24 protein-coding genes are annotated in these 26,733 nt (G+C 65.1%); 16 read left to right on the forward strand and 8 right to left on the reverse strand.

The window, feature by feature from the left end; genetic code table 11:
- Positions 1–23 precede the first annotated feature (23 nt).
- The 11 genes from cpaB to AB4061_RS34130 all read left to right on the forward strand — a co-directional run bounded on the left by cpaB (position 24) and on the right by AB4061_RS34130 (position 11,142).
- On the forward strand, positions 24–872 hold the full coding sequence (gene cpaB / locus AB4061_RS34080; protein WP_441640581.1) for a Flp pilus assembly protein CpaB: 849 nt from the start codon (positions 24–26) through the stop codon (positions 870–872).
- Positions 873–951: 79 nt separating this feature from the next.
- Positions 952–2,799 (forward strand): type II and III secretion system protein family protein, encoded by a 1,848-nt coding sequence (locus AB4061_RS34085; protein ID WP_441640582.1) that lies wholly within the window; start codon positions 952–954, stop codon positions 2,797–2,799.
- Between the two features lie 34 nt (positions 2,800–2,833).
- Positions 2,834–3,175 carry a hypothetical protein gene (locus AB4061_RS34090; RefSeq protein ID WP_441640583.1) on the forward strand — a complete coding sequence of 114 codons (342 nt, stop codon included), beginning with the start codon at positions 2,834–2,836 and terminating at the stop codon, positions 3,173–3,175.
- A 26-nt stretch (positions 3,176–3,201) separates the two neighbouring features.
- Positions 3,202–4,494 (forward strand): pilus assembly protein TadG-related protein, encoded by a 1,293-nt coding sequence (locus tag AB4061_RS34095; protein WP_441640584.1) that lies wholly within the window; start codon positions 3,202–3,204, stop codon positions 4,492–4,494.
- A 9-nt stretch (positions 4,495–4,503) separates the two neighbouring features.
- Complete coding sequence (locus tag AB4061_RS34100) at positions 4,504–5,013, forward strand: TadE/TadG family type IV pilus assembly protein (RefSeq protein ID WP_441640585.1); 510 nt, start codon at positions 4,504–4,506, stop codon at positions 5,011–5,013.
- The gene (locus AB4061_RS34105; RefSeq protein WP_441640586.1) at positions 5,010–5,468 is read left to right on the forward strand and encodes a TadE family protein; all 459 of its coding nucleotides are present in this window, start codon (positions 5,010–5,012) and stop codon (positions 5,466–5,468) included. The genes AB4061_RS34100 and AB4061_RS34105 overlap by 4 nt, the downstream gene beginning before the upstream one ends.
- Positions 5,469–5,493: 25 nt before the next feature.
- A complete protein-coding gene (locus tag AB4061_RS34110) occupies positions 5,494–6,699 on the forward strand; it encodes an AAA family ATPase (protein ID WP_441640587.1) in 1,206 nt (401 codons plus the stop codon).
- Between the two features lie 36 nt (positions 6,700–6,735).
- Positions 6,736–8,097: a CpaF family protein gene (locus AB4061_RS34115; protein ID WP_441640588.1), complete on the forward strand. Its 1,362-nt coding sequence runs from the start codon at positions 6,736–6,738 to the stop codon at positions 8,095–8,097.
- A gap of 36 nt (positions 8,098–8,133) precedes the next feature.
- Positions 8,134–9,111, forward strand: coding sequence for a type II secretion system F family protein (locus AB4061_RS34120; RefSeq protein ID WP_441640589.1), 978 nt, complete (start codon positions 8,134–8,136; stop codon positions 9,109–9,111).
- Positions 9,112–9,159: 48 nt separating this feature from the next.
- Entirely contained in the window at positions 9,160–10,110 is a 951-nt protein-coding gene (locus AB4061_RS34125; RefSeq protein WP_441640590.1) for a type II secretion system F family protein, read from the forward strand.
- A 243-nt stretch (positions 10,111–10,353) separates the two neighbouring features.
- Complete coding sequence (locus AB4061_RS34130; RefSeq protein ID WP_441640591.1) at positions 10,354–11,142, forward strand: metallophosphoesterase; 789 nt, start codon at positions 10,354–10,356, stop codon at positions 11,140–11,142.
- A gap of 138 nt (positions 11,143–11,280) precedes the next feature.
- Here the strand turns inward: AB4061_RS34130 and groL are convergent, their stop codons facing one another.
- Positions 11,281–12,924 (reverse strand): chaperonin GroEL, encoded by a 1,644-nt coding sequence (gene groL / locus AB4061_RS34135; protein ID WP_441640592.1) that lies wholly within the window; start codon positions 12,922–12,924, stop codon positions 11,281–11,283.
- Between the two features lie 40 nt (positions 12,925–12,964).
- The gene (gene groES, locus AB4061_RS34140; protein WP_006160236.1) at positions 12,965–13,255 is read right to left on the reverse strand and encodes a co-chaperone GroES; all 291 of its coding nucleotides are present in this window, start codon (positions 13,253–13,255) and stop codon (positions 12,965–12,967) included.
- Between the two features lie 550 nt (positions 13,256–13,805).
- Here groES and AB4061_RS34145 point away from each other — a divergent pair.
- Complete coding sequence (locus tag AB4061_RS34145; RefSeq protein WP_441640593.1) at positions 13,806–14,810, forward strand: zinc-dependent alcohol dehydrogenase family protein; 1,005 nt, start codon at positions 13,806–13,808, stop codon at positions 14,808–14,810.
- Here the strand turns inward: AB4061_RS34145 and AB4061_RS34150 are convergent.
- The 6 genes from AB4061_RS34150 to AB4061_RS34175 all read right to left on the reverse strand — a co-directional run bounded on the left by AB4061_RS34150 (position 14,807) and on the right by AB4061_RS34175 (position 18,869).
- A complete protein-coding gene (locus AB4061_RS34150; protein WP_441640594.1) occupies positions 14,807–15,529 on the reverse strand; it encodes a LysR family transcriptional regulator in 723 nt (240 codons plus the stop codon). The genes AB4061_RS34145 and AB4061_RS34150 overlap by 4 nt on opposite strands.
- Positions 15,530–15,539: 10 nt before the next feature.
- Positions 15,540–15,755: a hypothetical protein gene (locus AB4061_RS34155; RefSeq protein WP_441640595.1), complete on the reverse strand. Its 216-nt coding sequence runs from the start codon at positions 15,753–15,755 to the stop codon at positions 15,540–15,542.
- Between the two features lie 582 nt (positions 15,756–16,337).
- Positions 16,338–16,760 carry a hypothetical protein gene (locus AB4061_RS34160; RefSeq protein ID WP_441640596.1) on the reverse strand — a complete coding sequence of 141 codons (423 nt, stop codon included), beginning with the start codon at positions 16,758–16,760 and terminating at the stop codon, positions 16,338–16,340.
- Positions 16,761–17,063: 303 nt separating this feature from the next.
- Positions 17,064–17,786, reverse strand: coding sequence for a Crp/Fnr family transcriptional regulator (locus tag AB4061_RS34165; RefSeq protein ID WP_441640597.1), 723 nt, complete (start codon positions 17,784–17,786; stop codon positions 17,064–17,066).
- A gap of 57 nt (positions 17,787–17,843) precedes the next feature.
- On the reverse strand, positions 17,844–18,452 hold the full coding sequence (locus tag AB4061_RS34170) for a 2OG-Fe(II) oxygenase (protein ID WP_441640598.1): 609 nt from the start codon (positions 18,450–18,452) through the stop codon (positions 17,844–17,846).
- A gap of 132 nt (positions 18,453–18,584) precedes the next feature.
- Positions 18,585–18,869, reverse strand: a complete 285-nt coding sequence (locus AB4061_RS34175) for a helix-turn-helix domain-containing protein (protein WP_441640599.1) — start codon at positions 18,867–18,869, stop codon at positions 18,585–18,587.
- 602 nt (positions 18,870–19,471) lie between these two features.
- Here AB4061_RS34175 and AB4061_RS34180 point away from each other — a divergent pair.
- From AB4061_RS34180 to AB4061_RS34195, 4 genes are all read left to right on the forward strand, one after another.
- Entirely contained in the window at positions 19,472–20,905 is a 1,434-nt protein-coding gene (locus AB4061_RS34180) for an efflux transporter outer membrane subunit (RefSeq protein WP_441640603.1), read from the forward strand.
- A gap of 56 nt (positions 20,906–20,961) precedes the next feature.
- Positions 20,962–22,194 carry an efflux RND transporter periplasmic adaptor subunit gene (locus AB4061_RS34185; RefSeq protein ID WP_441640600.1) on the forward strand — a complete coding sequence of 411 codons (1,233 nt, stop codon included), beginning with the start codon at positions 20,962–20,964 and terminating at the stop codon, positions 22,192–22,194.
- Positions 22,191–25,394 carry an efflux RND transporter permease subunit gene (locus tag AB4061_RS34190; RefSeq protein ID WP_441640601.1) on the forward strand — a complete coding sequence of 1,068 codons (3,204 nt, stop codon included), beginning with the start codon at positions 22,191–22,193 and terminating at the stop codon, positions 25,392–25,394. Before AB4061_RS34185 ends, AB4061_RS34190 begins: the two co-directional genes overlap by 4 nt.
- A 233-nt stretch (positions 25,395–25,627) precedes the next feature.
- On the forward strand, positions 25,628–26,578 hold the full coding sequence (locus AB4061_RS34195; protein ID WP_441640602.1) for an IS110 family transposase: 951 nt from the start codon (positions 25,628–25,630) through the stop codon (positions 26,576–26,578).
- The last annotated feature ends 155 nt before the right edge of the window (positions 26,579–26,733 follow it).

Consider the following 26,733-nt stretch of genomic DNA (forward strand, 5'->3'; position numbering starts at 1 on the left):
GAACAACGGTAAGGGGATTCATCATGAAAAACGCTCGAGCAATTCTGATGCTGTTCATCGCCCTGGTCGCGGGGGTCGCGGCGGTCGTCTCCGCCTCGCGATGGCTGGTGCAACAATCTTCCAGCTCGCTCAAACAGGTCGTGGTAGCAACCAGCGACCTGAATCTCGGACAACCGCTCACCAATGCGCAACTGAGCCTGGTGAGCTGGCCAGCGGGAAGCGTGCCGCCCGGCGCGTTCGAGGACCTCAAATCCCTCGAGGGGCGCGTGGTTCGCACCAGTGTCCAACGCGGAGAGCCGATTCTCGACGCCAAGCTCGCTCCGCTGGGCACCAAAGGTGGACTCTCCGCCGTGATTGGCCAGGGCAGGCGCGCCATCACCGTGCGTGTCAATGATGTGGTCGGGGTGGCGGGCTTTGCCCTGCCAGGCAATCACGTCGACGTGATTGTCAACACCAACGAGACCGAGGCCAAGGGCGCGGGCAACGGCAGCATCTCCAAGATCGTGCTGGAGAAGATCCTGGTGCTGGCGGTAGCCCAGCAAGTCAGCCGCGACGACACCCAGCCGAAAGTCGTCAATGCCGTCACGCTCGAAGTCACGCCCGAACAGGCAGAAAAGCTCGACGTCGCCCGCAGTGTGGGCACTCTGTCGCTCGTCCTGCGCAATCAGGTCGACGTCGCCGCGGTCAGCACCGGTGGCGCTACCAAGATCACATTGCTCGGCACGCCGCCGACGGAACAACCCGTCAAGGTGGTCACGGTCAATGCGCCGCACGCGCCGGCCAGACCGCGTCCGCTCGCAGTGACGCCGGCCAGGCCGGGCCATTGCATCGGAGTGCTGGCCGGCATCCAGGGCAGTGTTGAATGTTTCTGATGGCCAGGGCGGCCGCCCAGCCAGATTCTATTTGGCAACTCTAGGCGCGAAGTACAGCCTCTCCGGGGGGAGATACGAAATGAACAACGTCAATACGGAAGTCCTGAGTGGTGCCCGAGCCATTGCGCTCGCGAGCGTCGCAGGTGCAATCTTGTGCGTACCGTTGGCTGCCGCTGCCCAGGTGGCGGTCGAAGCCGGCGCCATCGCCAAATCCACCACCGCGGCACCTGCCAAGGCAGCCATGGGCGCGCCCGCCGGCGGCCCGGTGCAGATGACCATCAGCATGGCGCCCGCGCCGGCTGCCGCGGTGCCCGCGGACAGCCGCGGGCCGAACTGCACCGGCGCGATCCGCAACGAGAGCAATATCATCGTGCCGGTCGGCAAGTCTTCGCTGATCCCCCTGCCAGAGCCGGTACGCAACCGCACGCTCGGCAACCCCAACGTGGTCCAGGCCACCATGGTGTCGCCGCAAACCCTTTACGTGCTTGGCCGCAGCGTCGGCACCACGAACATGATCGTGCAAGGACGCAGTGGCGGCTGCAGCATCATCAACGTGGTGGTCAACGCAGACGCCGGCGGGCTCCAGACCTCGCTGGCGCAACTGATGCCCGGCGAATCACAGATCCGCGTGCTGACGGCCGCTGACAACCTGGTGCTCTCCGGCAGCGTTTCGAACGCGCAGGCCGCGCAACAGGCCATGGAAATCGCCTATGCGTACGCCGCAGCGGCGCAGGGCGAGGGCAACAAGAAAGGCGGCGTCCTCAACATGCTGTCTGTCGACACGCCACAGCAGGTCATGCTCGAGGTCAAGGTGGCCGAAGTGTCGAAGACGTTGCTGAATCAGCTCGGTTCGGCAGTCAACCTCCAGGGCGGCTTCGGCTCCTGGAGCGGTGGCCTGGTGACCTCGCTGCTGAGCGGCGCGTCGGGGGCCATCTTCGCCAACAAGGCGAACAACCGGCCCTTCAACGTGGCCGTCGATGCGCAGAAGAATGACAGCCTGGTGAAGATCCTGGCCGAGCCGAACCTGGTCACCATCAGCGGCCAGGAGGCGAGCTTCCTCGCTGGCGGCAAGATCTATATCCCGGTGGCGCAAAGCAATGCCCTCGGTGGTGCATCCACCATCACCCTGCAGCAGGAGGAGTTTGGCGTTGGCCTGAAGTTCACGCCGACCGTGCTGGCAAATGGGCGCATCAATCTCCGGGTGGCACCCGAGGTCTCCGAGCTCTCGCCCACCGGCGCCACGGTCAGCGGCAGCAGCCTGACGGGCCAGACCATCCTGCCTTTGATCACCACCCGGCGCGCTTCCACCACCGTGCAGATGCGGGACGGAGAGAGCTTTGCCATTGGCGGCCTGCTGCAAAACAGCGCACGCGGCTCGCTAAAGGCATTGCCGGGCGCCGGCGAGGTTCCCGTGCTGGGCACGCTGTTTCGCAGCACGTCTTTCCAGCAGGACCTGACCGAACTGGTGTTCATCATCACCCCGCACCTGGTCCAACCCATGCAGAGCGCATCCTATCCGCTGCCAACCGACAGCTTCTCGACACCGAACCCGCTCGCGCTCTATCTGATGGGCAATATGGAAGGCTCCGGCAAGAAGACTGACGCACCGAGCCCGACGCCCTCGCAGCCGGCCCCGGCAGCTCCCGCGCCGGCAGCGGTCCCGGCAGCGCCCGCTCCGCAGTCACCAAAGGCTCCGCTGAGCATGGTTCCGGCAGCCAAGCCGCTGGATGACGTGCCCGTCATCTCCCCGCCCGCGCCCCGGGCGAGCGCTGCGGGCGTTCCGCCGGCAGACGCTGCCGCCGCGCGCATCGCGCGCATCGAAGCCACCGCGGCACGACTGGCGCAGGCGCGCGCCGCTGCCACCGCCAGCCCCGGCGGCCTGGCGCCGGACAAAGCCCGCCCGGCCGAAACACCGAGCGCCAACTGAGCTGCCGAAGCGTCCGTCCACGAGGAGAACCACCATGAACAAGAACCTGAAGTGCGCGCGCTGCGCCGCCGTCACGCTGGCAGTGCTTGGCACTCTGACCCTGTCCGCCTGCATGACATCGACGCCAAACTGGGACAAGCATTTTGGCCAGGCCGTTACCACCGTGACGCGATCCCAGATCATCAACCCCGACGCGCCCGCCGGACTGCCATCGCTGACGGGCACCGATGGCAAGACCGCCGTGGCCGCAATGACCAACTACGAGCGGTCGCTGATACGCCTGCGCCCCGCCAACACAGGCGCTGCGGGTGGCATGGATTTCGGTGCGGGGGGCTACGGCGGCATGGGCATGGCGGGGGGTGCGGGAACGCGCTGAAATCGGTTTGCTCGGGGAGACTCATCATGTCCAAATCAACGCTTCGCAGGACCGCACTGTCGAGCCATCGCGCCCGGCAGCGCGGAGCGGTAGCGATCATCGTTGCGATCGCGCTGGTCATGCTGGTCGGTTTCCTCGGCCTGGCGCTCGACCTGGGCAAACTCTACGTCGCCAAGAGCGAACTGCAGAACGGCGCGGATGCCTGCGCGCTGGCTGCCGCTCGCGACCTGACGGGAGCCACACCACTCACCGTCTCGGAAGCAGCGGGCATTACCGCCGGCCTGCGTAACATGGCATTGTTCCAGAGCGAGTCGGTACAGCTTGCCGCCAACCAGAGCGTGACATACAGCGACGCATTGGCCGACCCCTTCCTGGACAAGAACAGCGCCACCTACCCGCTCGCCAGCATCAAGTACGTCAAATGCTCTGTCAGCCGCGCCGGCATTGCCAACTGGTTCGCCCAGGTGCTCAACTTCCTGCCGGGCGTGAGTATCGGGGCCCAAACCGTCGCGTCGTTCGCGGTGGCGACCACCGGCTCGGCACAGACGACCTGCGCCATCCCCGTCTTTGTCTGCAAACCCAGCACCATCAGCCCGCCACAGTCCCCCTATACCACCGGGCAGTGGCTGGTGACCAAGCTCGACGCYAGCAACAAGGGCACCTACGGGGGCGGCAACTTTGGCTGGGCGGACCTGGGCGGAGGCAACAGTGCCAGCCAGATTGCAAAGCAACTTGACGGCGCGGGACAGTGCAACTTGCCGGCCCAAGGGACATTGATTGGCTCTGCCGGCAACAAGGCGTCACTGGCGGATGACTGGAACAGCCGCTTTGGCATCATCAAAGGCTCGAAAGTGCTAGGCGTGACCGACTTTACGGGATTCACGTACAACGACACCACCTGGACGGCAAAGAGCAGCGCTTACGACGGCAGCTCCGTGGATACATCGGGCAAGACCCAGCCGAACTTCCTTGCCGCGCGCAAGGCCTATCGTGCCTATCAGGGCGACTCCGTCACCGGGCTGAGCACACAGGGCAATGCCGCCTCCGCCGCTTCGTACCAGAGCGGCGCGGATCGCCGCCTCGTGCTCGCACCGATTGTGGACTGCTCCGGTTTCGCCAACCCCGGCAACCATAGCGCGCCGGTAATAAGCTGGGCCTGCCTGCTGATGATCGAGCCCATGCAAACCGGCGGAAACATCGACTCCGTGCGGCTCGAGTACCGGGGCGACTCAAGCACGCCCGGCAGCCCCTGCGCGACGCAAGGCATCCCTGGCGCAGGTACTGGCGTAGGACCGCTAGTGCCGGTTCTCGTGCAATAGGAGGAGATCATGAAGACAAGAAAAATGCTCCTGGCGCGCCATCGCGGCGTGGCGGCCGTCGAGTTCGGCATTCTCCTGGTCCCCATGCTGCTGATGGTCTGTGGCGTGGCGGAATTCGGGCGCGCCATCTACCAGTTCGACACCCTGACCAAAGGCACGCGCTCCGCGGCCCGCTACCTGTCGCAGTTCTCCCCGCTGGATGTCAGCTATCCGACGGGGCCGGCGAAATGCCTGGCCGTCTACGGCAATACCAGCTGCTCGGGCTCCGCGCTCTCGACCGGCCTCACGACATCGATGGTGGTGATCTGCGATCGGGTCGATGCATCAGGCTGCCCCGGCATGTCATTCGCCAACGTGAGCACCTACGACAACAGCACGGGCACTGGCACGCCGGCCGGCACGATCAACCTCGTCACGGTCAAGATCACCGGATATACGTACTCGCCCATCCAGACCTTCATCAATGCAAGCGGATTGACCTTCACCGACATCGCTACCGTCATGAGGCAGGTACTATGAAAACGCGAGCCCCCTTCCTCCGGCCTGCGCGGCAGCGCGGCGCGACTGCTGTCGAGTTCGCCTTGATTGCCGGCATTTTCTTCCCCCTGCTGCTTGGCATCRTGGAGTTCTCCCGCGTGCTGTTCTACTGGAACACCGCAGCCGAGGCGACACGGCTTGGCGCGCGCATGGCCATCGTCTGCGACGCCGATGACGCGATCATCAAGACCAAGATGCGCTCACTGTTGCCACTGCTCAGCGCCTCCAACATCCAGCTCAGCTATCTGCCAACGGGATGCGACTCCGATGCGGTCACCGCGCGGGGCACCTGCCAGAGCGCAACCGTCAGCATAACCAACGTCTCGGTACGCACGTTCATCCCCTTGATTCCGATTACGCTGACCATGCCGCCCTTCACCTCCACGCTGTCCCGAGAGAGCATGAACTCGTCAAGCGGTGGATCGGTTTGCAGCTAGATTTCCCGAGATTGGAGAACGCACCATGTTGAAGATCCTGATCGCATCGGAAGATGCCCAAAAACTTGACGAGATTTCCCGCCTGAGCGCAGGGATCGGGAACTTCCAGACCATGTCGCTGCTGGAAGGGCCGGCCCGCTTTCCGTTCCATGGCAGCCAGATGCAGCTGGCGGATCTCCTCATCATCGAGCAACCCGTCGTCGGGGCATCGCAGATGCATAGCATCGAAGCCTTGCGTCAGCAGCACCCCGAACTGCCTTGCATTCTTGTCACGCCCAACCCGTGCTCCGACTGCCTGATCAAGGCCCTGCGCGCAGGTGTGCGCGACGTCCTCGCGTGGCCGCTGGACAGGATGCAACTGGCGGAAGCGCTGCGGCGGGTGGAGACCAGCCATGTGCCCAGGAATCGCGAGATGGCGCAAGTGATCTCGTTCATTTCATGCAAGGGCGGTGCGGGCACCAGCTTCCTCGCCAGCAATCTCGGGTATGCGCTTGGCACCCAGTTGGGAAAGCGCGTCCTGGTAATCGACCTGAACCGGCAGTTCGGAGACCTGACCTATCTTGTCAGCGACAAGCCACCGCCCTCCACCCTCCCGGAAATCTGCAGTCAGATCGAGCGCATGGATGCGGCGTTCCTGGATGCCTGCCTGACGCATGTCGAGAGCAATTTCGACATCCTGGCCGGCGCCACCGACCCGATCAAGGCGAGCCAGATTCAGAAAGAGAAACTCGAGTGGATACTCTCGGTGGTCCAGCCGGTCTACGACTTTGTGATCGTGGACATCGGACAGGCGCTCGACCCTCTGTCCATCGGCCTGCTGGATCGCAGCGATCGCATCTGCGTCGTCGTCGAGCCAACCATCGCCTTTGCCCGTCCGGGACGCCGCCTGCTTGATATCCTGCGCGCCCTGCACTACTCGGCCGACAAGGTCCACATCTTGCTCAATCGCGAGGGCCGCCGCAATGCGCTGGCCCGCTCGGCCCTGGGCGACGTGTTTGGCATGAAGATCTTCCACGCGCTGCCCGACGATTCCTCGGCTGTCGACGAGGCAATCAGCCACGGAGAGCCGGTCGCGAAATCCCACAAACGCAGCGCCATCGCCAAGGCGATCCTGGCACTGGGTACGCAGTTCGTTGCCGCAACCGGAGCCGGAGCCGGAGCCGAGCGCCGTGCGCAACAAGACAGCGTGTCGCCGTTGCGCAAGCTGATGCTGCGCACGCGTGCAACCTGAGCCACCGAGTTCCTGATTCCCCTACCGGAGATCATCATGTCGATCCGCGATCAACTGTCGAGCCCCAGCCAGCCTGCCTTCATCGCCAATGGCCATGGGACAATCCAGTTCCCGCCGACCCCGGCGAACTACCGCGCGTTCAAGCGGACCATCCATGAGACGGTGCTGGACCGTGTGGAGCTGGAGCGGCTGGCGCGCTTCCCCCAGGAGCAGGTCCGGCAGGAAATCAACCTGCTGGTGAGCAGCATCATCGAGGAAGAGAAGATCCTGCTCAATGACGCCGAGCGCAGGCTGCTCACATCGGAGGTCTACGACGAGATGTTCGGCTTCGGGCCGCTTGAGCCACTGCTGCAAGACCCTACGGTTTCCGACATCCTGGTCAACACGGCGAAACAGACCTTCGTGGAGCGGCGCGGCAAGCTGGAACTCACCGATGTCACGTTTTACGACGACGCACACCTGATGAAAGTCATCGAGAAGATTGTGTCGCGGGTCGGCAGACGCATTGACGAAACCAGTCCGATGGTGGACGCGCGGCTGCCGGACGGTTCGCGCGTCAATGCGATCATTCCCCCCTCCGCCATCGATGGTCCCTTGCTATCGATCCGGCGGTTCGCCGTCAATCCCCTGCAGGTAGCCAACCTGGTCGAACTCAAGAGCCTCACGCCGCCGATGGCGCAACTCCTGCAGGCGCTAGCACACGCCAAGGTGAACGTGCTGGTGTCAGGCGGAACCGGCAGTGGCAAGACCACGCTGCTGAACATCCTGTCCGGCTTCATTCCCGAGAGCGAGCGCGTCGTCACCATCGAGGATGCCGCGGAACTCCAGTTGCGCCAGCCGCACGTGCTGCGACTGGAAACACGGCCGCCGAATATCGAAGGCAAGGGTGAGATCACGCAGCGCGCCCTGGTACGCAACGCGCTGCGCATGCGTCCCGACCGCATCATCCTGGGCGAGGTGCGAGGTGGCGAGGCGCTGGACATGCTCAATGCGATGAATACCGGCCATGAGGGTTCGCTGACCACCATCCACGCCAATACACCGCGCGATGCGCTTACGCGCCTGGAAAACATGGTCAGCATGGCCGGCCTCAACCTGCCACCGAAGGCAATCCGGCAACAGATATCCTCGGCAATCACCGTCATTGTTCAGGCGTCCCGGCTGACTGACGGGCGCAGGAAGATAGTCAGCATCCAGGAGATCACCGGCATGGAGGGCGAGATCATCAATATGCAGGAGATCTTTACCTTCCAGCGTACCGGTGTGGCCCAGGATGGCACGGTCAACGGGCACTTCCGCGCCACAGGCGTGTACCCGAAGTTTGCCGAACGCCTGCGCGTGTTCGGCGTGGGCTTGCCCGACGAGACCTATGACCCGGCAAAGCGCTTCGACGTCTGAACCGGCCAGCGGCACAGAGAATGCGGGGAGAAGAAAATGAGCTTCATATTTTATGCCTTCATCATCTTGTTGTTCGCTGCAGTGGTGCTTTGCATCGAAGGCGTCTACCTTTGGTGGAACAATTACCACGGCCCGGCGGCGAAGCGGATCGAGGCCAGGCTGCGGTCGCTGTCGGCCGGCGGGCAGGTTAGCGCAGAGACCCTGTCGATCCTGAAGGGGCGCATGCTAAGCAACACGCCGTTGTTGCAACGCTGGCTGCTGATGCTGCCTCGCGTCGGCGGGCTCGACCGATGGCTCGAGCAATCCGGGAGCACGTGGTCGGTTGCGCAGCTACTCGGCTATTGCGGGCTGGTCGCGCTGTGCACGCTGGCGCTCGTGCCGCTGCTGCCCGTGCCGCCGGGACTGGTGGTACTGGGCGCATTACTGGTTGGCTCATTGCCTGTCTGGCATGTCATCGCACTTCGGCATAAACGCCTCAAGCAACTGGAGATGCAATTGCCCGATGCTGTCGACATGATCAGCCGCGCGCTACGCGCGGGGCACTCCTTCTCGAGTGCGCTGGGGATGGTGGGGCAGGAGGTAAAAGACCCGATGGGCCGCGAATTCCGGACTACCTTTGAGGAGATCAATTACGGAGTCGCTCTGGACGAAGCCATGACCAACATGGCGATGCGAGTGCCGATCAACGACTTGCGCTACTTCGTGATCGCGGTACTGATACAGCGCGAGAGCGGCGGCAACCTTGCCGAAATTCTCGACACGATCGGCAACCTGGTGCGTGAACGCCTGAAGCTGTTCGACAAGATCAAGGTGCTCTCGGCAGAGGGGCGGCTATCGGCCTGGATACTGGGCCTGCTCCCGTTCGCCACCGCGGGACTGATTCTCGTGGTGAATCCGGATTTCATGACAGTGCTATGGCAAGACCCGATCGGCCTCAAGATGGTCGGGATGGCGCTGGGAGGAATGACGCTCGGCGTCGTCTGGATGCGCCGGATCATCCGTATCCGGGTCTGAATGTGCGCGACCCAGAAGTAAGCAGAATTCTCGATTCCGGAGGCGATCATGCAAGATGTCCATACAGAGCAGGTCCTGATGCTGGTTCTCATTTTTGTGGCAGCGTTCGGCGCGGTGTTCGGTCTGCTGCTGACATTCACGCCAAGCCGGGCACGCGAGAGGATGGGGCAGATAATCGGTACGGCCACCGGAGCCAGCACGGGGCAGGACAATGCCTGGCTCGACAACCTGGTGCGGTGGGCCAGGCCCGTGTCCCGCCTGTCGTTGCCCAAGGAGGGTTGGGAAGGCTCGCAGATGCGCGTGCGCTTCATGAACGCCGGCTGGCGCAGCAGTGCCGCGCCGCATCTCTACTTCGCCGCCAAGACGGTGCTGGCCATCGGGCTGCCCATGCTGGCCTTGGTAGCGGTGAGCGGCATGCAGGCGTTCCAGGGGCAGTACAAGACCTTGGCACTGCTGGCGGTACTAGGCGCGATTGGTTACTACCTGCCCAATGCCGTGCTATCGCGCAAGGTGGATAACCGCAAGCGCGCGGTGTTCGAGGAGTTTCCGGACGTGATTGATCTGCTCACGGTTTGCGTGGAGGCCGGGCTCGGGCTCGACGCGGCGCTGATGCGCGTGGCGGATGAACTCGCGCTGCGCTGTCCGGTGCTGGCCGACGAGCTGCAATTGATGCTGCTGGAACTGCGCTCTGGCTTCGCCAAGGACAAGGCGCTGACCAACCTGGCGCTGCGCACCGGTGTGGAAGACGTGGACAAATTCGCATCCATGCTGAACCAGGCCGACCGCTTCGGCACGAGCCTGGGGGAGTCGCTGCGGGTGCTGTCCGACATGCTGCGCACCAAGCGCCGCATGCGTGCCGAGGAACAGGCCGCGAAGATTGCGCTGAAACTATTGTTCCCCTTGATCTTCATGATCTTCCCGACACTGCTGCTAGTGTTGCTTGGACCCGCATTCATCCAGATCTACCGGGTCTTGTTGCCGACCATGTCCGGCCAGTGAGCTGGCTAGCCTCACCTGACCGGACGTCGCTCCCTCGATTGTCTCCCGGTGCAATGCCAGGGAGCCAGTCTTGCCCGGACTTTGTCCGGGCGTTTTTGCTGGTGGCACAAATTGCCAGCATGCCCGCCGGCGGGAAGTGAAGGGCGCGACGCGCCCATGACGCTTGACCATGTCTTCGCTCGCATGAAGAATACAGCCAGCCCCCCCTACCGTCGGCGCGTCGGCATTTCGCATGGAGACCCTATGAAGATCCGCATCCTCAGCGATCTGCACCTCGAACACGACACACCAGCGGCGGTGCCCGACTGCCCCGCCGACCTGGTGGTGCTGGCCGGCGATATCGCCAATGGCCGCGCCGGCGTCGACTGGGCCGCGCGCACCTTTTCGGGGCCGGTGGTCTATGTGCCCGGCAATCACGAGTACTACGAGAGCGCCTTCGAGCAAGTGGACGCGGAGATGGCGCAGGCCGCGGGGGCGGCGCCGCATGTGCGCGTGCTCAATGACGCGGTGGCTTGTTTCGACAACCTGGCAGGCGAGCCGGTGCGCGTGATCGGCACCACCTGGTGGACCGACTACGCGCTGTTTGGCGCTGGCCGGCGCGATGAGTCGATGCTGGCCTGCGCTGGCGTGATGGTGGACCACCGCCTGATCGAAGTGGCGGATGGCGACGGCCAGCGGCGCCGCTTCACCACCGCCGACGCCCTGGCGCGGCACGAAGCGGCCAGCGCCTGGCTGGCGGCGCAGCTCGCCGCGCCCTTTGCCGGCAAGACGGTGGTGGTAACCCACCATGCGCCGGATCTCGGCAGCCTCGACCCGCGCTTCTCCCATGACCTGGTCTCCGCCGGCTTTATTTCGCGCAGGCCAGACCTGGTTGCGCAGGCCGACCTGTGGGTGCACGGCCATACGCATACCGGCTTCGATTACCGCCTGGAAGATGCGCGCGTGGTGTGCAACCCGCGCGGCTATATCCGCCGCAAAACCGGTGAGCCGGAGAACCCGGCCTTCGACTGGTGCTACACGGTGGAGCTCTGAGCCTTTCCCGCGACGGCGCGCCTTCGGCCGGTACTGTCGCCCCAAAAACAAAAACCCCCGCCGGCTCGCGCCAGCGGGGGTTTTTGCTACTACGGGTGATGCGGGTACAGCAGGCTGCCGTTTGGCTGGCCGGCAGATTTACATCATGCCGTCCATGCCGCCCATGCCGCCCATGCCGCCCGGCATTGCCGGAGCCGATTCATCCTTCGGCGTTTCGGCAACTGCGCAGTCGGTGGTCAGCATCAGCGATGCGACCGAAGCAGCGTTCTGCAGCGCGGTGCGGGTCACCTTGGTCGGGTCCAGCACGCCCATTTCCACCAGGTCACCGTACTCGCCGGTGGCGGCGTTGTAGCCGTAGTTGCCCTTGCCTTCGATGACCTTGGCCACGACGACCGAAGCTTCTTCGCCAGCGTTCAGCACGATCTGGCGCAGCGGCTCTTCCATGGCGCGCAGCACGATCTTGATGCCAGCGTTCTGGTCAGCGTTGTCGCCGGTCAGGTTAGCGATGGCAGCGCGAGCGCGCAGCAGGGCCACGCCGCCGCCGGGGACAATGCCTTCTTCCACGGCTGCACGGGTTGCGTGCAGTGCATCTTCCACGCGTGCCTTCTTTTCCTTCATTTCGACTTCGGTGGCGGCTCCTACCTTGATCACTGCAACGCCGCCGGCCAGCTTGGCCACGCGTTCTTGCAGCTTTTCACGGTCGTAGTCCGAGGTCGCTTCTTCGATCTGGGCACGGATTTGCTTCACGCGTGCTTCGATCGAGCCTGCGTCGCCGGCGCCGTCGATGATGATGGTGTTTTCCTTGCCGATTTCGATGCGCTTGGCTTGACCCAGTTCTTGCAGGGTTGCCTTTTCCAGCGTCAGGCCGATTTCTTCAGCGATCACTGCACCGCCGGTCAGGATGGCGATGTCTTCCAGCATGGCCTTGCGGCGGTCRCCGAAGCCCGGAGCCTTGACAGCGGCGGTCTTCAGGATGCCACGGATGTTGTTCACCACCAGGGTCGCCAGGGCTTCGCCTTCGACGTCTTCAGCGATGATCAGCAGCGGGCGGCCCGACTTTGCCACTTGTTCCAGCACCGGCAGCAGGTCACGGATGTTCGAGATCTTCTTGTCGAACAGCAGGACGAACGGGTTGTCGAGGGCGACAACTTGCTTTTCCGGGTTGTTGATGAAGTACGGCGACAGGTAGCCGCGGTCGAACTGCATGCCTTCCACGACTTCCAGCTCGTCGGCCAGCGACTTGCCGTCTTCCACGGTGATCACGCCTTCCTTGCCGACCTTGTCCATCGCTTCAGCGATCAGCTTGCCGATCACTTCGTCGCTGTTGGCGGAGATCGAGCCAACTTGCGCGATTTCCTTGCTGGTGGTGGTGGTCTTGGTCAGCTTCTTCAGCTCTTCAACCGCGTTCACCACAGCCTTGTCGATGCCGCGCTTCAGGTCCATCGGGTTCATGCCGGCGGCAACGTACTTCATGCCTTCGCGCACGATCGACTGGGCCAGCACGGTTGCGGTGGTGGTACCGTCACCGGCGTTGTCGCTGGTCTTGGAAGCCACTTCCTTGACCATTTGCGCGCCCATGTTCTGCAGCTTGTCCTTCAGCTCGATTTCCTTGGCCACGGACACGCCGTCCTTGGTCACGGTCGGGCCGCCGAAGCTGCGCTCCAGCACCACGTTACGACCCTTCGGGCCCAGGGTAACCTTGACTGCGTTGGCGAGAATGTTCACGCCTTCGACCATCTTGGCACGGGCGGCGTCGCCGAATACTACGTCTTTAGCTGCCATGTTCTGAATCTCCTAAATCTGTACGAATGGGGTGCGTGGATTACTTGTTCACCACAGCCATGATGTCTTCTTCGCGCATGACCAGCAGTTCCTGGCCATCCACCTTCACGGCCTGGCCGGCATACTTGCCGAACAGCACGCGGTCACCCACCTTGACGTCGAGGACGATCGAAGCGCCCTTGTCGTCCTTCTTGCCGGGGCCCACGGCGAGCACTTCACCTTGATCAGGCTTTTCGGCAGCGTTGTCGGGAATCACGATGCCGGAAGCGGTCTTGGTTTCATTGTCCAGACGCTTCACGATCACGCGGTCGTGCAAAGGACGCAGATTCATACGGACTCCTTGGTACAAAAAGTGATTTTTGGTTCACAAAAAATGACCGCCAGCACTGACGGCCAGCAGAATTAGTACGTCGGGAGAGGTCTGTTAGCACTCATGCCCAACGAGTGCTAATTATAGGGACGGGGGGTAGCGTTTTCAAGTCAACGACTTGATACGTGTTTACCCTGGAATTGTGAAAATCGTTATGGAGCCTGGCCGCGCGGCGAAATCTTTATTCGCGTCCTGATGGAATCCGGACGGATTTCGCCGAAATAAAAGTTACCCATGGATCACCAGCCCAATGTTTCCGGGCGGGATCATCGCATGCCACCCGTGGTGTTGCCTGCGGCACTTTCGCCCGCTGCGCGATACTCAACGTCACCCACCTCCACGGCGACGTGACACGACGTGACACGACGTGACAAGAAGCCGCCCCATTCAAAACTGCATGGCAAGAGTACAGAAGCGTTGATTTACGAGCGCGCCGGCCTGGCCAAGAATGGTCACACCAACCCGGCTCAAACCCATCGCTGGTTCATCGCCAACCTATCCGGAGCGCATCATGTCCCACCCCACCATGCAGGCCCTCATCGTCGAATCCGCCGGCGCGCCGTTCACGGCGGTCCAGCTTCCCAAGCCAGTGGCCGGCCCCGGCCAGGTGCTGGTGCGCATCCTGGCCAGCGGCGTCAATCCGCTCGACGCCAAGATCCGCGCCGGCCAGGCGGAGCACGCCCGCCAGCCCTTGCCCGCCGTGCTGGGCCTGGACCTGGCCGGCGTGGCCGAAGCCGTGGGCGCGGGCGTGACGGCTTTCGCGCCCGGCGACAAGGTCTATGGCATGACCGGTGGCGTGGGCGGCCTGCAAGGCTCGCTCGCGCAGTACGCGGCGGCCGATGCCGACCTGCTCGCGCGCAAGCCCGCCGCGCTGTCGATGCGCGAAGCCGCCGCATTGCCGCTGGTGTTCATCACCGCGTGGGAAGGCCTGGTCGACCGGGCTCGTGTGCAGCCCGGCCAGAAGGTGCTGGTGCATGGCGGCGCCGGCGGCGTGGGGCATATCGCGGTGCAGATCGCCCGCGCGCTCGGGGCGCAGGTCTACGCCACGGGCTCGGCCGCGCAGAAGGCGATCATCGAGGGCTATGGCGCCACCGCGATCGACCACGCCGCGACATCAGTCGCGCAGTATGTCGAGCAATACACCGCGGGCGAGGGCTTCGACGTGGTCTACGACACCGTGGGCGGCGCGGTGCTGGACAATTCTTTTCTGGCGGCGCGCACCTTTGGCGGTCATGTGGTGAGCTGCCTGGGCTGGGGCACGCACGCGCTGGCGCCGCTGTCGTTTCGCGCGGCCACGTATTCAGGCGTGTTCACGCTGATGCCGATGCTCACCGGCAAGGGCCGCGCGCACCACGGCGAGATCCTGCGCGAAGCGGCGCGGCTGGCCGATGCGGGCAAGCTTTCCGTGCGGCTCGATGCGCGGCACTTCACGCTCGACAGCGCCATCGATGCGCATCGCGCCATCGAGACCGGCACGGCCAAGGGCAAGCTGGTGGTGGAGATTGCCGGGGACTAAGCGCCTGCGCTATTGCCCAGGCGCTCGATGGTCGCATCCAGGAAGGCGCGCAGCCGCCCCAGGCGGCGCAGGTCGCGGTGATAGCCCACCCAGACGTCGCGCCCCGGCGGCGCCTCGCCCAATTCGATGGCCTGCAGGCCGCCGATGCGCTCGGCCAGCGCGCAGGGCAGGACAGCCAGCCCCGCGCCAGCCGCGCACAGCTTGGCCTGCGCCTCGCGGCTGTTGCTGCCGAATGCTACCCGGGCGTTCGGCAGTTGCTTGCGCATCCAGGCCATGTCGGGCAGGCCCGCGAAGCCCGCATCCAGCGTCAGCAGGGCATGCCCCTCGCCATCGCCCGCGCACGGCGGTGCCACGCCGGGCGCCGAGTAAAGCGCGTAGTCCATGTGCATCAGCTTGCGCTGCACGATATCGGCCTCGTCGAAGGCGCGGATGCGAAAGACCAGGTCCGCCTCGCGCCGTGCCAGGCTGAGCAAGCGCGCATCGGTGACCAGTTCCACCGCGACGCGCGGATGGGCGCGGATAAAGTCCGCGATCACCGGGGTCAGCATATGCACGCCAAACCAGTCGGACGACGAGATCCGCAGCATGCCGTCCAGCTCCTGTGCCTGGCCGGACAGCTGACGCTCGAAAGCCATCGCCTCTGCCTCGATACGCTCCGCGTGGGCGAGCACGGCGGCGTGGCGGGAACAATGGCGGGCACGCCGGGCTCGGGCCGGCATCCCGTCAGCTTCAGGTGGAGGGCGCCCGGCCTTCCAGGGCCCAGTAGTCAGGCACCTCCCGGCTGGGACTGCGCAGCACCAGCGCGTAGCCGCACCGGCGGCAGCGGTAGGCATAGGCGGCGCCGTCCTGGGCCTGCGCATCGGCGCGCGCGGCCTCGAGGTCCTCGTGCGGCGGCAGGTGTCCTGGCCTGCCGGCCTGGCGCTTGCATCGCTCACACGGCAACATGGATTTACCTCAGGTTGATAGGGAGCATGGTTCCATCTTGTACAGTCGGATGGCAGCGGGCGAATTGGTGCAATGCACCATAATTATAGGCGCTTTGTGACCCCTTTCCAGATATATAGAGAGCGATGCGTCGCCTTGCGCCGCAACGAAACGATGCCACGGCAGGAGCGCTGCTGCCAGGCTAGCGGGCAGGGAGCGTGGGCGCCGTGAGGAGGTCTCGCCGCGCGTCCGGGTTCGATCCGGCTTGTGCCGACACATCGCCCGGAGGCCGCTCCCGCGGTGACTCGGCCAGCGGCACCGTGACGACGGCGAACACGGAAAACGGGCACCAGAAAGACGGCCTGAAGAGACTCATTCTGCGGATGACGATGGCGCCGGCAAGAAACGGTGAAGGCTCTGAAAAGCGAAGGACCGGCAAGGCAGCGCCCAGCCGGTCCGGCTTCAGGATTGGTAAGCCCTGCCCATCTTAACGACCGAATCGGCAGATGGTTGAGGCTGTCATCAACTATTCATGAAACCCGCAAGATACGACGCGCACCTGGACGGAATACATCCAGGTGCCACGCAATGCGCGCCGCGACTTCATTGCCCGGAAGCCGCGTCGCGCGCCTTGCGCTTGGCGGGCCGGCCCGTCTTGACGGTCTCGACCTGGGCCACGACGGCCAGCAATTGCCGCTCCGGCAGCGACTCCAGCATCTTGAGCCCAGCCCGCAGCAACTCGCTCTTCTTCACGTGCGCGCCGCCGTTCAGGCAGCGCCGCTTGAGCTCCGCCAGCTTGGCATAGTCCCACTCCGGCATGGTGAAGCTGTCGCGCACGACCTTGGCCTTGACGGGCTTCTGTGTCTTCTCAACCTTCTCAACCTTCTCAACCTTCTCAACCTTCTCTGCTTTCGCGGCCTTCGGTGCGGCAGCCACGGACGTACCCGTTTCAACCTTGGCAGCCTTGCCTGCCGTCTCCGCCTTACTGGCGCGCTTGACCGGCCGCTTCACTGCGGTGGCTGCCATTTTCTGCGCCGCGGCGGGCGCGGGCGCACGCGGGCGCCCATTCGAAACCGTTGCCATGCATCCTCCTGTTTTGATCGCAGTGGTATCAAAACAGTATATATCGTTTATTTTCRCAAGCGGCGCGGAGGGGAGGAAAGGAGGAAAGGGAGGCAACAGCCATCGCCGTCAATCGGGACGGGGCCGTGCAGACACGGATTTCGTCAAAAAACCTGCCATCCCCGCGAAGGGAAAAGTATCCACCGGCCCCGCCACGATCTTAGCCGCCGGTTATTTCATTCTTGCGACGAAGCGCAACCGCCCAAGCTACGTGCCCGGCGCGGACTCGCTGGCGATGGCCTGCAGCGCCGCCTTGTCGGATAACGTCAGGCGTCCGTATTCCAGGCGCAGCACGCCCTGCTTCTCCCAGTCCTTGAGCTGCCGGTTGACGCTCTGGCGGGACACGCCAAGCATATGGCCCAGGTCTTCCTGGGAGAGCCTGAGCGCGGCGGGGGCGCCGGATGTCCGCACGCCCGGCGTGCCGAGGGTGGACAGCGCGTGCGCATGCTCGACGGCAAGCAGGCGCCGCGCCAGCCGTACCGGAAACGGCATCAGGATCACCTCGTCAATCCACTCCAGTGCGCTGCGGTAGCGCCGGCAGATCAGTTGCGTGAACTCCATCAGCCAACGCGGCTCGCGCGCAATGAGCGTATGGAAGGTGGCGGCGGGAATCACCAACAACTCGCTAGCCTCCGCAGCGCGCGTGTCGTACACGCGGTGCGCATCGATGAAGAGCGAGACCTCCCCGAACCACTGCCCGGGCTCCAGCAGGCTGACCACGGCCTCGCGCCCGTTCTGCGCCGTGCTGCTGACCTTGATGGCGCCCCGCTCGACGCAGAAGAGCGCGTCCGGGTTGGAGCCGTAGGTAAACAGCACCTCGCCCTTGACCAGTTGCCGTCGCATGGCATGCGAGCGGAGCAGTGCTTCGAGCTCGGCCGAAAAGTGTCCGGCGGCGGTGTCATCTTCGTGCGGCTGCGGTCGTGTGTTCATGCCTTTGCCCCGGGTTGCTGGTTACGCTGCTGATGCCGCTCAGGTGATTCAGGCGGTTCAGGCGTGATCGGTACGGAACCAGCCGGTAAGTGCCCAGCGCGTCTTGTGGCAAGGCAATACTTCATGCGGGACCAGGTCGCTGCGAAACACGACCAGCCGCGCGCGCTGTGGCAGCACGCGGTGCAACTCGGTGGCGCCGTCGTCCTGCCCGTAGAGCGCGAGTTCGCCGCCATCGCGCTCGCTCCATTCAGGATTGAGGTAGAGCACCAGCGAGATCTTGCGATGCAGGGTCGCGCGATGCTGGTCCACGTGCTTCTTGTAGGCGGTGCCGACCGGATAGTGCGAGAAGTGAAATTCCTCGCGCTTCAAGCCCAGGAAGTAGCGCTCGTTCAAGGCCTCGCGCAAACCCGCAGCCCAGGCCTGGAAATCCGCCCTGCCCGCGCCGGCGGGCGCGTCGTCGAGCCACAGGATCGAATCGCCGCGAATGCCCGCGTCGCGCGCGGTGGCTTCGCCCCGCCCGATGCGGGCCGGATGGAACAGGCCGGCCTCCCACGCCGCGCGGCTCTCGGCATGCAGCCGCGCCGCCAGCGTGGTGTCGACGAGGTCGTCGGACACGGCCCAGCCGTGCTCTTCCAGGGCAACAAACAAGCGTTCCAGTGCTGACATGGGCGGGAGATTTCGTGCTGGGGAAACGTCAAGAATCAAGACAAAAAGGGCCACCTGGACAACGGGAGGCCCTTGGCGCGCAGGCGCGCAGTTTAACAGCCCCGGGCTGCAGCCATGCCGGCCGCGGGCCTGCTACAACCCGCTGCTGTCGAGATACTCCAGCGCCAGGCTCACCGCGCGGCGGGCCTTGAGCACATAGATCACCTGCCGGTCGCGCACGACCAGGCCCAGCACATCGGCCTGCATCAGTTCATTGAAATGGTGGCTGGCGCGCGGCAGGCTCAGCCCGGCGACGCCGGCCAGCTCGAACGCCGGCATGCCAGCTTCGCCCGCCTCCAGCAGCGCGCGGCAGATGGCGGCACGCGCTGGCACTGTCAGCAGCGCGTACGTCAGTGTGCTTTCTTGATCGGTCTCCATGGCCACGCCTTCCCGCTCGTCGTCCAGATGTCATGTAGTTATATGCGTCGGCCGGCCGTGTGGATTGCCGCAGCCCTTCCGCCGCGACCGCCTGACACCTACTTTCTACGCGGCAGGCGCAGCAAATGCAACCCGCGGGGGCTCGCTGGCGCACAATTACACAAGATTACAACAGGCTGCGGCGGCCCGCCCGTGGCCGCTCGCGCGGCGCCGGGGCGTCCTGCGCGGCGCTGGTGCCGGATCGCCTTTTGCCGCGCTGCACCAGCCGGCGTCCACCCGGCATCCACCCACTGCAAGATCCCGTAACAGGCACGCGCGCCCGCCGCGTGCCGCATCCGTGGGTGTATTTCGCGCTTCACTTGGCGGCGCAAGCCGTGGCGCAGCCCGGCACATCGGCGTACGCGAGTGAAATATTCAGTAATGCGCAGCGCGTTTCACACATTCCCGCGCCGCACTATGCTTGCCATAAGACCCGCCTGCGCGACGCCGCGCAGGCGGCGTGCGTGCGCGCGGAAACCAATCCGCCAGCCCGAGCAGGAAACGACAAACAACGGCATCGCCTCACGAAAGCCCGTCATGAATATCGCTTGCTTCTCGCCTTCATGAGCGCCGCGCGTTTGCTCTCGCCGCGCCTGCTCTGCATCGCCCTGGCGTCTGCCTGGGTGGGCGGCTGCGCGGTCGGGCCGGACTATCGGCGCCCCCCGGTCGAGACCCCCGCCGCGTATCGCGAAGCCGTGCCGGACGATCACCAATGGAAGGTTGCCGAGCCCCGTCCGGTGGACCTGACACAGGCGTGGTGGGCGGGCTTCGGCGATGCCCGCCTGAATGAGTTGGTCGGGCAAGCCAACGCAGCCAACCAGAGCCTGCGCCAGGCCGAGGCCCAGTACCGGCAATCCCGCGCGCTGGCGCAGGCGGCGCGGGCCAGCCTGTATCCCACGCTCGGTGCGGGCGTGGGCGTGGGGCGCGCGCGCACCAACACGCTGGGCATCCAGACGGTGTCCAACACGCATTCGGCCAACCTCGATGCCAGCTGGGAAATCGACCTGTGGGGCAAGGTGCGGCGCAGCATCGAAGCGGCCCGCGACAACGCGCAGGCCAGCGCCGCCGACCTCGCCGCCGCGCGCCTGACGATCCAGGGCGAGCTGGTGCAGGACTATATCCAGTTGCGCGTCACCGATGTGCTCAAGACGCTCTATGCGCGCACGCTGGCCGCCTACGAGGACTCCCTCAAGCTGACCCAGAGCCAGTTCCGCGCGGGGGTGGCCACCGCGGGCGACGTGGCGCTGGCGCAGGTCACGCTGAACGCGGCGCAAGCGCAGGCGATCGACCTCGACGTGCAGCGCAACCAGCTTGAGCATGCGATCGCTGTGCTGCTGGGGCGCGCCCCAGCCGAGTTCACGCTGGCGCCAGAGGCGTTTTCGATGCGCCCGCTGGCGGTGCCGCCGGGGCTGCCTTCGGCGCTGCTGGAGCGCCGCCCAGACATCTCGGCGGCCGAGCGCCGCATGGCGGCGGCCAATGCCAATATCGGCGTGGCGCGCTCTGCGTACTTCCCGTCGCTGGTGCTCTCCGCAGTGGGCGGCGCCAGCAGCGGCAGCCTGGCCAACTGGTTCGGGCCGCCCGGCCGGGTGTGGTCGCTGGGCGCGGCGCTGGCCGGCACCATCTTTGACGGCGGGCGGCGCAACGCGCAAAACGACCAGGCGGCGGCGGCCTACGACGGGGCGGTGGCGGCGTACCGGCAAACCGTGCTCAGCGGCATGCAGGAGGTGGAAGACAACCTCTCGGCACTGCGCGTGCTCGACCAGGAGGTGGTGGTGCAGGACCATGCGGTGGATGCTGCCCGCGTGGCGGAGCGCGTGAGCCTGGCGCAATACCGCGCTGGCACGGCGTCCTACCTCTCGGTGGTAACGGCACAGGCCCTTTCCTTGTCTAACGAACGGACCGCAATCCAGTTGCGTGGCCGTGAGCTTGCAGCCAGCGTGGCGCTGGTCAAGGCGATCGGCGGCGGCTGGCAAAGCGATGCGCTGGCGCAACCCTGATCTCTTGATCCCCTGATCCCCCGACCCACATCGGCAGACCACTTCCAAGGCAATCCATGGCGACCCAGTTCTCCCGCCGCAACCCCGTCCTGATCGGCCTGGCCGTGCTCATGCTGGCAGCCGTGGCGTGGTTCGCCGCCGGCCCGCTCAAGCGCATGGCGGCGCCACGCGGGGCAGCGCCGCCAGTGCCGGCGGTAACCGTGACCAGCGCACAGGTCAAGCGCGAGAACGTGCCGATTGGCGTGGCGGGCGTCGGCACCGTGCAGGCGATGGCCACGGTGACGGTCAAGCCGCGCGTGGACGGCCAGCTCGACCGCGTCGGCTTTGTCGAGGGCGAGGACGTCAAGGCCGGGCAGTTGCTGGCGCAGATCGACCCGCGCACGTTCCAGGCGCAGCTGCAGCAAGCCATGGCGCAGAGGTCGCGTGACGAGGCGCAGCTAGCCAATGCGCGCCTCGACCTGCAGCGCTACGAGGGCCTCATCAAGGAAAACGCCACCACGCAGCAGACGCTGGATACCCAGCGCGCGCTGGTGGCGCAGCTGGCCGCCGCGGTGAAGACCGACGAAGCGCTGGTCAACGTCGCCCGCGTGCAGCTCGACTACACCACCATCACCGCGCCGCTATCCGGGCGCGTTGGTGCGCGCCTGGTCGACCCGGGCAATATCGTCCACGCGGCCGACGCCAACGGCCTGGTGGTGATCCGCCAGATCGACCCGATCGACGTGGTATTCACGCTGCCCGATGGCGAATTCCAGCGCATCAACCGCGCCATGCAGGCCAGCGGCACACCGCTCGCGGTGGAGGCCAGCGAGCGCGCCAGCGGCCAGTTGCTCGGACAAGGCAAGCTGATCCTGCTCAACAACACCATCGACACCACCTCCGGCACCATCCAGCTGAAAGGGCGCTTCCCCAATCCCTCGCACACGCTGTGGCCCGGCCAGTACGTCAATGCGCGGCTGGTGCTAGGAGAGCGCGACCAGGCGCTGACCATCCCGGCCGCCGCCGTGCAACGCGGCCAGACCGGCACCTATGTCTATGTGGTGCAGGCAGACCATACGGTTGCATCCCGCGCGATCGAGGTGGCGGAGACCCAGGACGCCAAGGCCGTCGTGGCCAAGGGGCTGGCGGTCGACGAGCGGGTCGTGGTGGACGGGCAATACAAGCTCAAGCCCGGCACCCGCGTGAACGAGACGACCGCGGCCACCACCATCGCGGATGCCGGCGCAGCGCCCGCCTCAGCGCCGGCCGCCGGTGCCCCGGCAAACCGCGCCGGGAACGCACGGCCATGAGCATTTCCGCGACCTTCATCAAGCGCCCGATCGGCACCTCGCTGCTGGCGCTGGCCGTGCTGCTGGTCGGCGTCGCCGCGTGGCCGCTGCTGCCTATCGCGCCGCTGCCGCAGGTGGATTTCCCCACCATCCAGGTGTCGGCGAACTTGCCCGGCGCCAGCCCGGAGACCATGGCGTCGAACGTGGCGCAGCCGCTGGAGCGGCAGTTCTCGCTGATCGCCGGGCTCACGCAGATGACGTCGACCAGCGCGCAGGGCAACGCCCAGATCACGCTGCAGTTCGACCTCAACCGCAGCATCGATGCCGCCGCCGTGGACGTGCAGGCCGCCGTCAATGCCGCCAGCGGTCAGTTGCCCAGCAACCTGCCCACGCCCCCCACCTTCCGCAAGATCAACCCGGCCGACTCGCCGATCCTGGTGCTGGCGGTGCAGTCCGACACACTGCCGCTGACCGAGGTCAACGACTTCGCCGACAATGTGCTGGCGCAGCAGATCTCGCAGATCTCCGGCGTCGGGCTGGTCAACATCGGCGGCCAGCAAAAGCCGTCGGTACGCATCCAGGTGGATCCGCAGAAGCTCTCGGCCATGGGCATGAGCCTGGAAGACCTGCGCGGCGTGATTGCCGCCACCACGGTCAACCAGCCCACCGGCAGCACCGATGGCGCCACCAAGGCCTTCAACGTCTACACCAACGACCAGGTCACCAAGGCGGCGGCGTGGAACGACATGGTGCTGGCCTACCGCAGCGGCGCGCCGGTGCGCGTGCGCGATGTCGGCGTGGCGGTGGACGGGCCCGAGAACGCCAAGCTGGCGGGCTGGGGCTTTGCCGGCGCCGCCGCGCCGGCGGACAACACCTTCCACAACGGGCGCGCCATCATCCTGGCCATCACCAAGCAGCCGGGCGCCAACGTGATCGAGACCGTGGACCGCATCCGCGCCGCGCTGCCGCGCCTGCAGGCCGCGATCCCGCCCACCGTCAACGTCAACACGCTGGCCGACCGCACCCAGACCATCCGCGCCTCGGTGGCCGATGTGGAGTTCACGCTGGTGCTCACCATCGCGCTGGTGGTGATGATCATCTTCGTGTTCCTGCGCAACGTGGCCGCCACGGTGATTCCCAGTGTGACCGTGCCGCTGGCGCTGATGGGCACCGCCGGCGGCATGTACCTGCTGGGCTACAGCCGCGACAACCTGTCGCTGATGGCGCTCACCATTGCGGTGGGGTTCGTGGTGGACGATGCCATCGTGATGCTGGAGAACATCTACCGCCACGTGGAAGACGGCATGGAGCCCATGGAAGCCGCGCTCAAGGGCGCCGCCGAAATCAGCTTCACCATCGTGTCGATCTCGGTCTCGCTGGTGGCGGTGTTCATCCCGCTGCTGCTGATGGGCGGCATCGTGGGGCGGCTGTTCCGCGAGTTCGCCGTGACCGTGACGCTCACCATCGTCGTATCGGTGCTGGTCTCGCTGACGCTCACGCCGATGCTGTGTTCGCGCTACCTGACCCCGCCGCGCGGCCATCATCACGGCCGCATCTACCGGTGGTTCGAGCATGGCTTCGATGCCATGCTGTCGGGCTACAGGCGCTGGCTGGACGTGGTGATGCGCCACCAGTTCTTCACCCTGTGCGTGTTTATCGCCACGGTCGCCACCACGGTGGCGTTGTTCATCTACATACCCAAGGGCTTCTTCCCGCAGCAGGACACCGGCTTCATGTTCGGCATCGCGGAGTCCGCGCAGGACGCGTCGTTCAAGTCGATGAACGCGCGCATGGTGCAGCTCGCGGATATCGTGCGCGCCGACCCCGATGTCGCCGCGGTTGGCATGACCGGCGGGCAGAATACGCTCAACACAGGCAACTTCTTCATCAGCCTGAAACCCAAGGACCAGGGCCGCACCGTCAGTGCCGACGAAGTGATCGCCCGGCTGCGGCCCAAGCTGGCGCAGGTGCAGGGCGCCAACCTGTTCCTGCAGGCCGGGCAGGACATCAACGTGGGCGGGCGGCTGTCGCGCACGCAATACCAGTACACGCTGATGGACTCCAACCTGGACGAGCTCAACCAGTGGGCGCCGCGCATCCTGGAGCGCCTGCGCGCCCTGCCCCAGCTCGCCGACGTGGCGTCCGACCAGCAGAACGCCGCGGCAGCAGCGCGCCTGACCATCGACCGCGCGCGCGCCTCGAGCTTTGGCATCACGCCCGCGCTGATCGACTCCACGCTCTACGACGCGATCGGGCAGCGCCAGGTCGCGCAGTACTTCACCCAGATCAACAGCTACCACGTGATCCTGGAAGCCACGCCCGCGCTGCAGGACGATCCGCGCTTGTTCAGCAAGCTGTACGTGACCTCGCCGCTGACCGGCGAGCAAGTGCCGCTGTCCACGTTCGTCAAGATCGACACCGACAGCACCGCCTACCTGTCGATCAGCCACCAGGGGCAGTTCCCCGCCGTCACGATCTCATTCAACCTGGCCAAGGGCGTGGCGCTGGGCGATGCCGTCAAGGCCATCAACAGCACGCTGTCCGGCATGGGCCGCCCGCAGACACTCTCCGGCTCGTTCCAGGGCACGGCACAGGCTTTTGGCGCCTCGCTTGCCTCGCAGCCTTACCTGATCGCCGCCGCGCTGGTCGCCGTGTATATCGTGCTGGGGCTGCTCTACGAAAGCTATATCCATCCGCTCACCATCCTCTCCACCCTGCCCTCCGCCGGCGTGGGCGCGTTGCTGATCCTGCTGGCCGGTGGCTATGACCTCAGCGTGATCGCGCTGATCGGCATCATCCTGCTGATCGGCATCGTCAAGAAGAACGGCATCATGATGGTCGACTTCGCGCTCACCGCCGAGCGCGACCACGGCATGAAACCGGAGGAAGCCATCTACCAGGCGTGCCTGCTGCGCTTCAGGCCGATCATGATGACCACCATGTGCGCGCTGTTGTCCGGACTGCCGTTGATGCTCGGGCATGGCGCCGGCTCGGAGCTGCGGCGGCCACTGGGCTTTGCGATGGTGGGGGGACTGGTGCTGTCGCAAGCGCTGACGCTGTTTACTACGCCCGTGGTGTATCTCTACCTGGATCGCGCGCACTATTGGCATATGAAGCGCAAGGAACGGCGGCAGGCACGGCGCGAAGCACGTGAGCACGCGCGCAGCGCGCAAGCCGAACGCAAGAGCCAGCGCGTGCTGACGTCCGGAGAAGGGGATTGAGGCACGGTCAATGTGAGATCTCTCGCTCTTGCGAGCACCCGCCCTCTCCCCCGCCCCTTGTATGTCGGAAAATATGTCCTGGAAGCCTCAGATCGATGGCCCCATGCCCTGGGCGAAAGCCCAAGTTCGAGGGAGAGCGAGGATCGAGGCTTCCATTTTTTGATAGCGTTTAGCCTAAGCCCGAACGGTTGGATGGCAGCACGCCGAATGGTCACAAGGATGGGATAAGCCAAATGGATATCAAGGTTGTAGGAATCGACGTTAGCAAGAACACGCTGGATCTGGACTCTTTGCCTGACAGCGCGAGCTTGCAGTTCACCAATGACGAAGCGGGTATCGCTTCGCTGCTGGCCTACCTGGCCGAGCATAACGACGAAGGTCAAATCGAGCGCATCGTGCTCGAGGCGACAGGCGGTTATGAAACCAGCGTCAGTATCGCGCTGGCCGGTGCCGGATTGCCGGTCGCGGTTGTCAACCCCAAGCAGGTGCGCGACTTCGCCAAAGCTTGCGGGATTCTGGCCAAGACCGACCGGCTCGACGCGCGCGTGCTGGCGCGTTTTGCCCAGCAGATCCGGCCGCCAGTGCGTCCGCTGCCCGACGAGGCGCAGCGCGAATTTGCTGACCTGTTGGACCGGCGCAGCCAGCTGGTGGTCATGCGGGCTCAAGAGAAGGCTCGAGTCGCCACTGCGCCGCCGCTTGCCATCAAGAGTCTGAAAGAGCATATCGAATGGTTGGACACCCGCATCAAGTCGCTCGATATCGATATGACCCACAAGCTGCGCACCAGCGACGTATGGAAGCACAAAGTGGAATTGCCTAGCAGTGTGCCGGGCATTGGCAAAGTCAGCGTGTTCACCCTGCTGGGGCGACTGCCCGAGTTGGGTAAGCTCAACCGCCAGCAGATTGCAGCGCTGGTCGGCGTGGCGCCGTTTAACGACGACAGCGGCAAGCGCCGGGGACAACGCTACATCCGCGGCGGTCGAGCCGAGGTGCGCAATGTGCTGTACATGGCGACGGTAACAGCGATTCGTCATAACCCTGCCATCCGTAGTTTCTATGAACGCCTGAGTCTTACCGGCAAGCCATTCAAGCTCGCCGTGACTGCCTGCATGCGCAAGCTGCTGACGGTCCTCAATACCATGGCGAAGACCGGTCAGCCGTGGGAAAACAAACTGCCCGCTTGACACGGTTGCTCTCCCACAAGTGTGGGAGAGGGGAGAAAACCGGCAGGAGAGTCAGAGCATCGATTCGGTGTAGCCGTGATTCCCGCACGAAGGGCGGGAATCACCCCAACGCGATGCGAAGCGAGCCGTCAAGGTGTGCCAAGGCCGTATGGGGC

The organism is Cupriavidus sp. YAF13 (genome assembly GCF_052113425.1).
In the GTDB taxonomy this organism is placed as follows: Bacteria; Pseudomonadota; Gammaproteobacteria; order Burkholderiales; family Burkholderiaceae; genus Cupriavidus.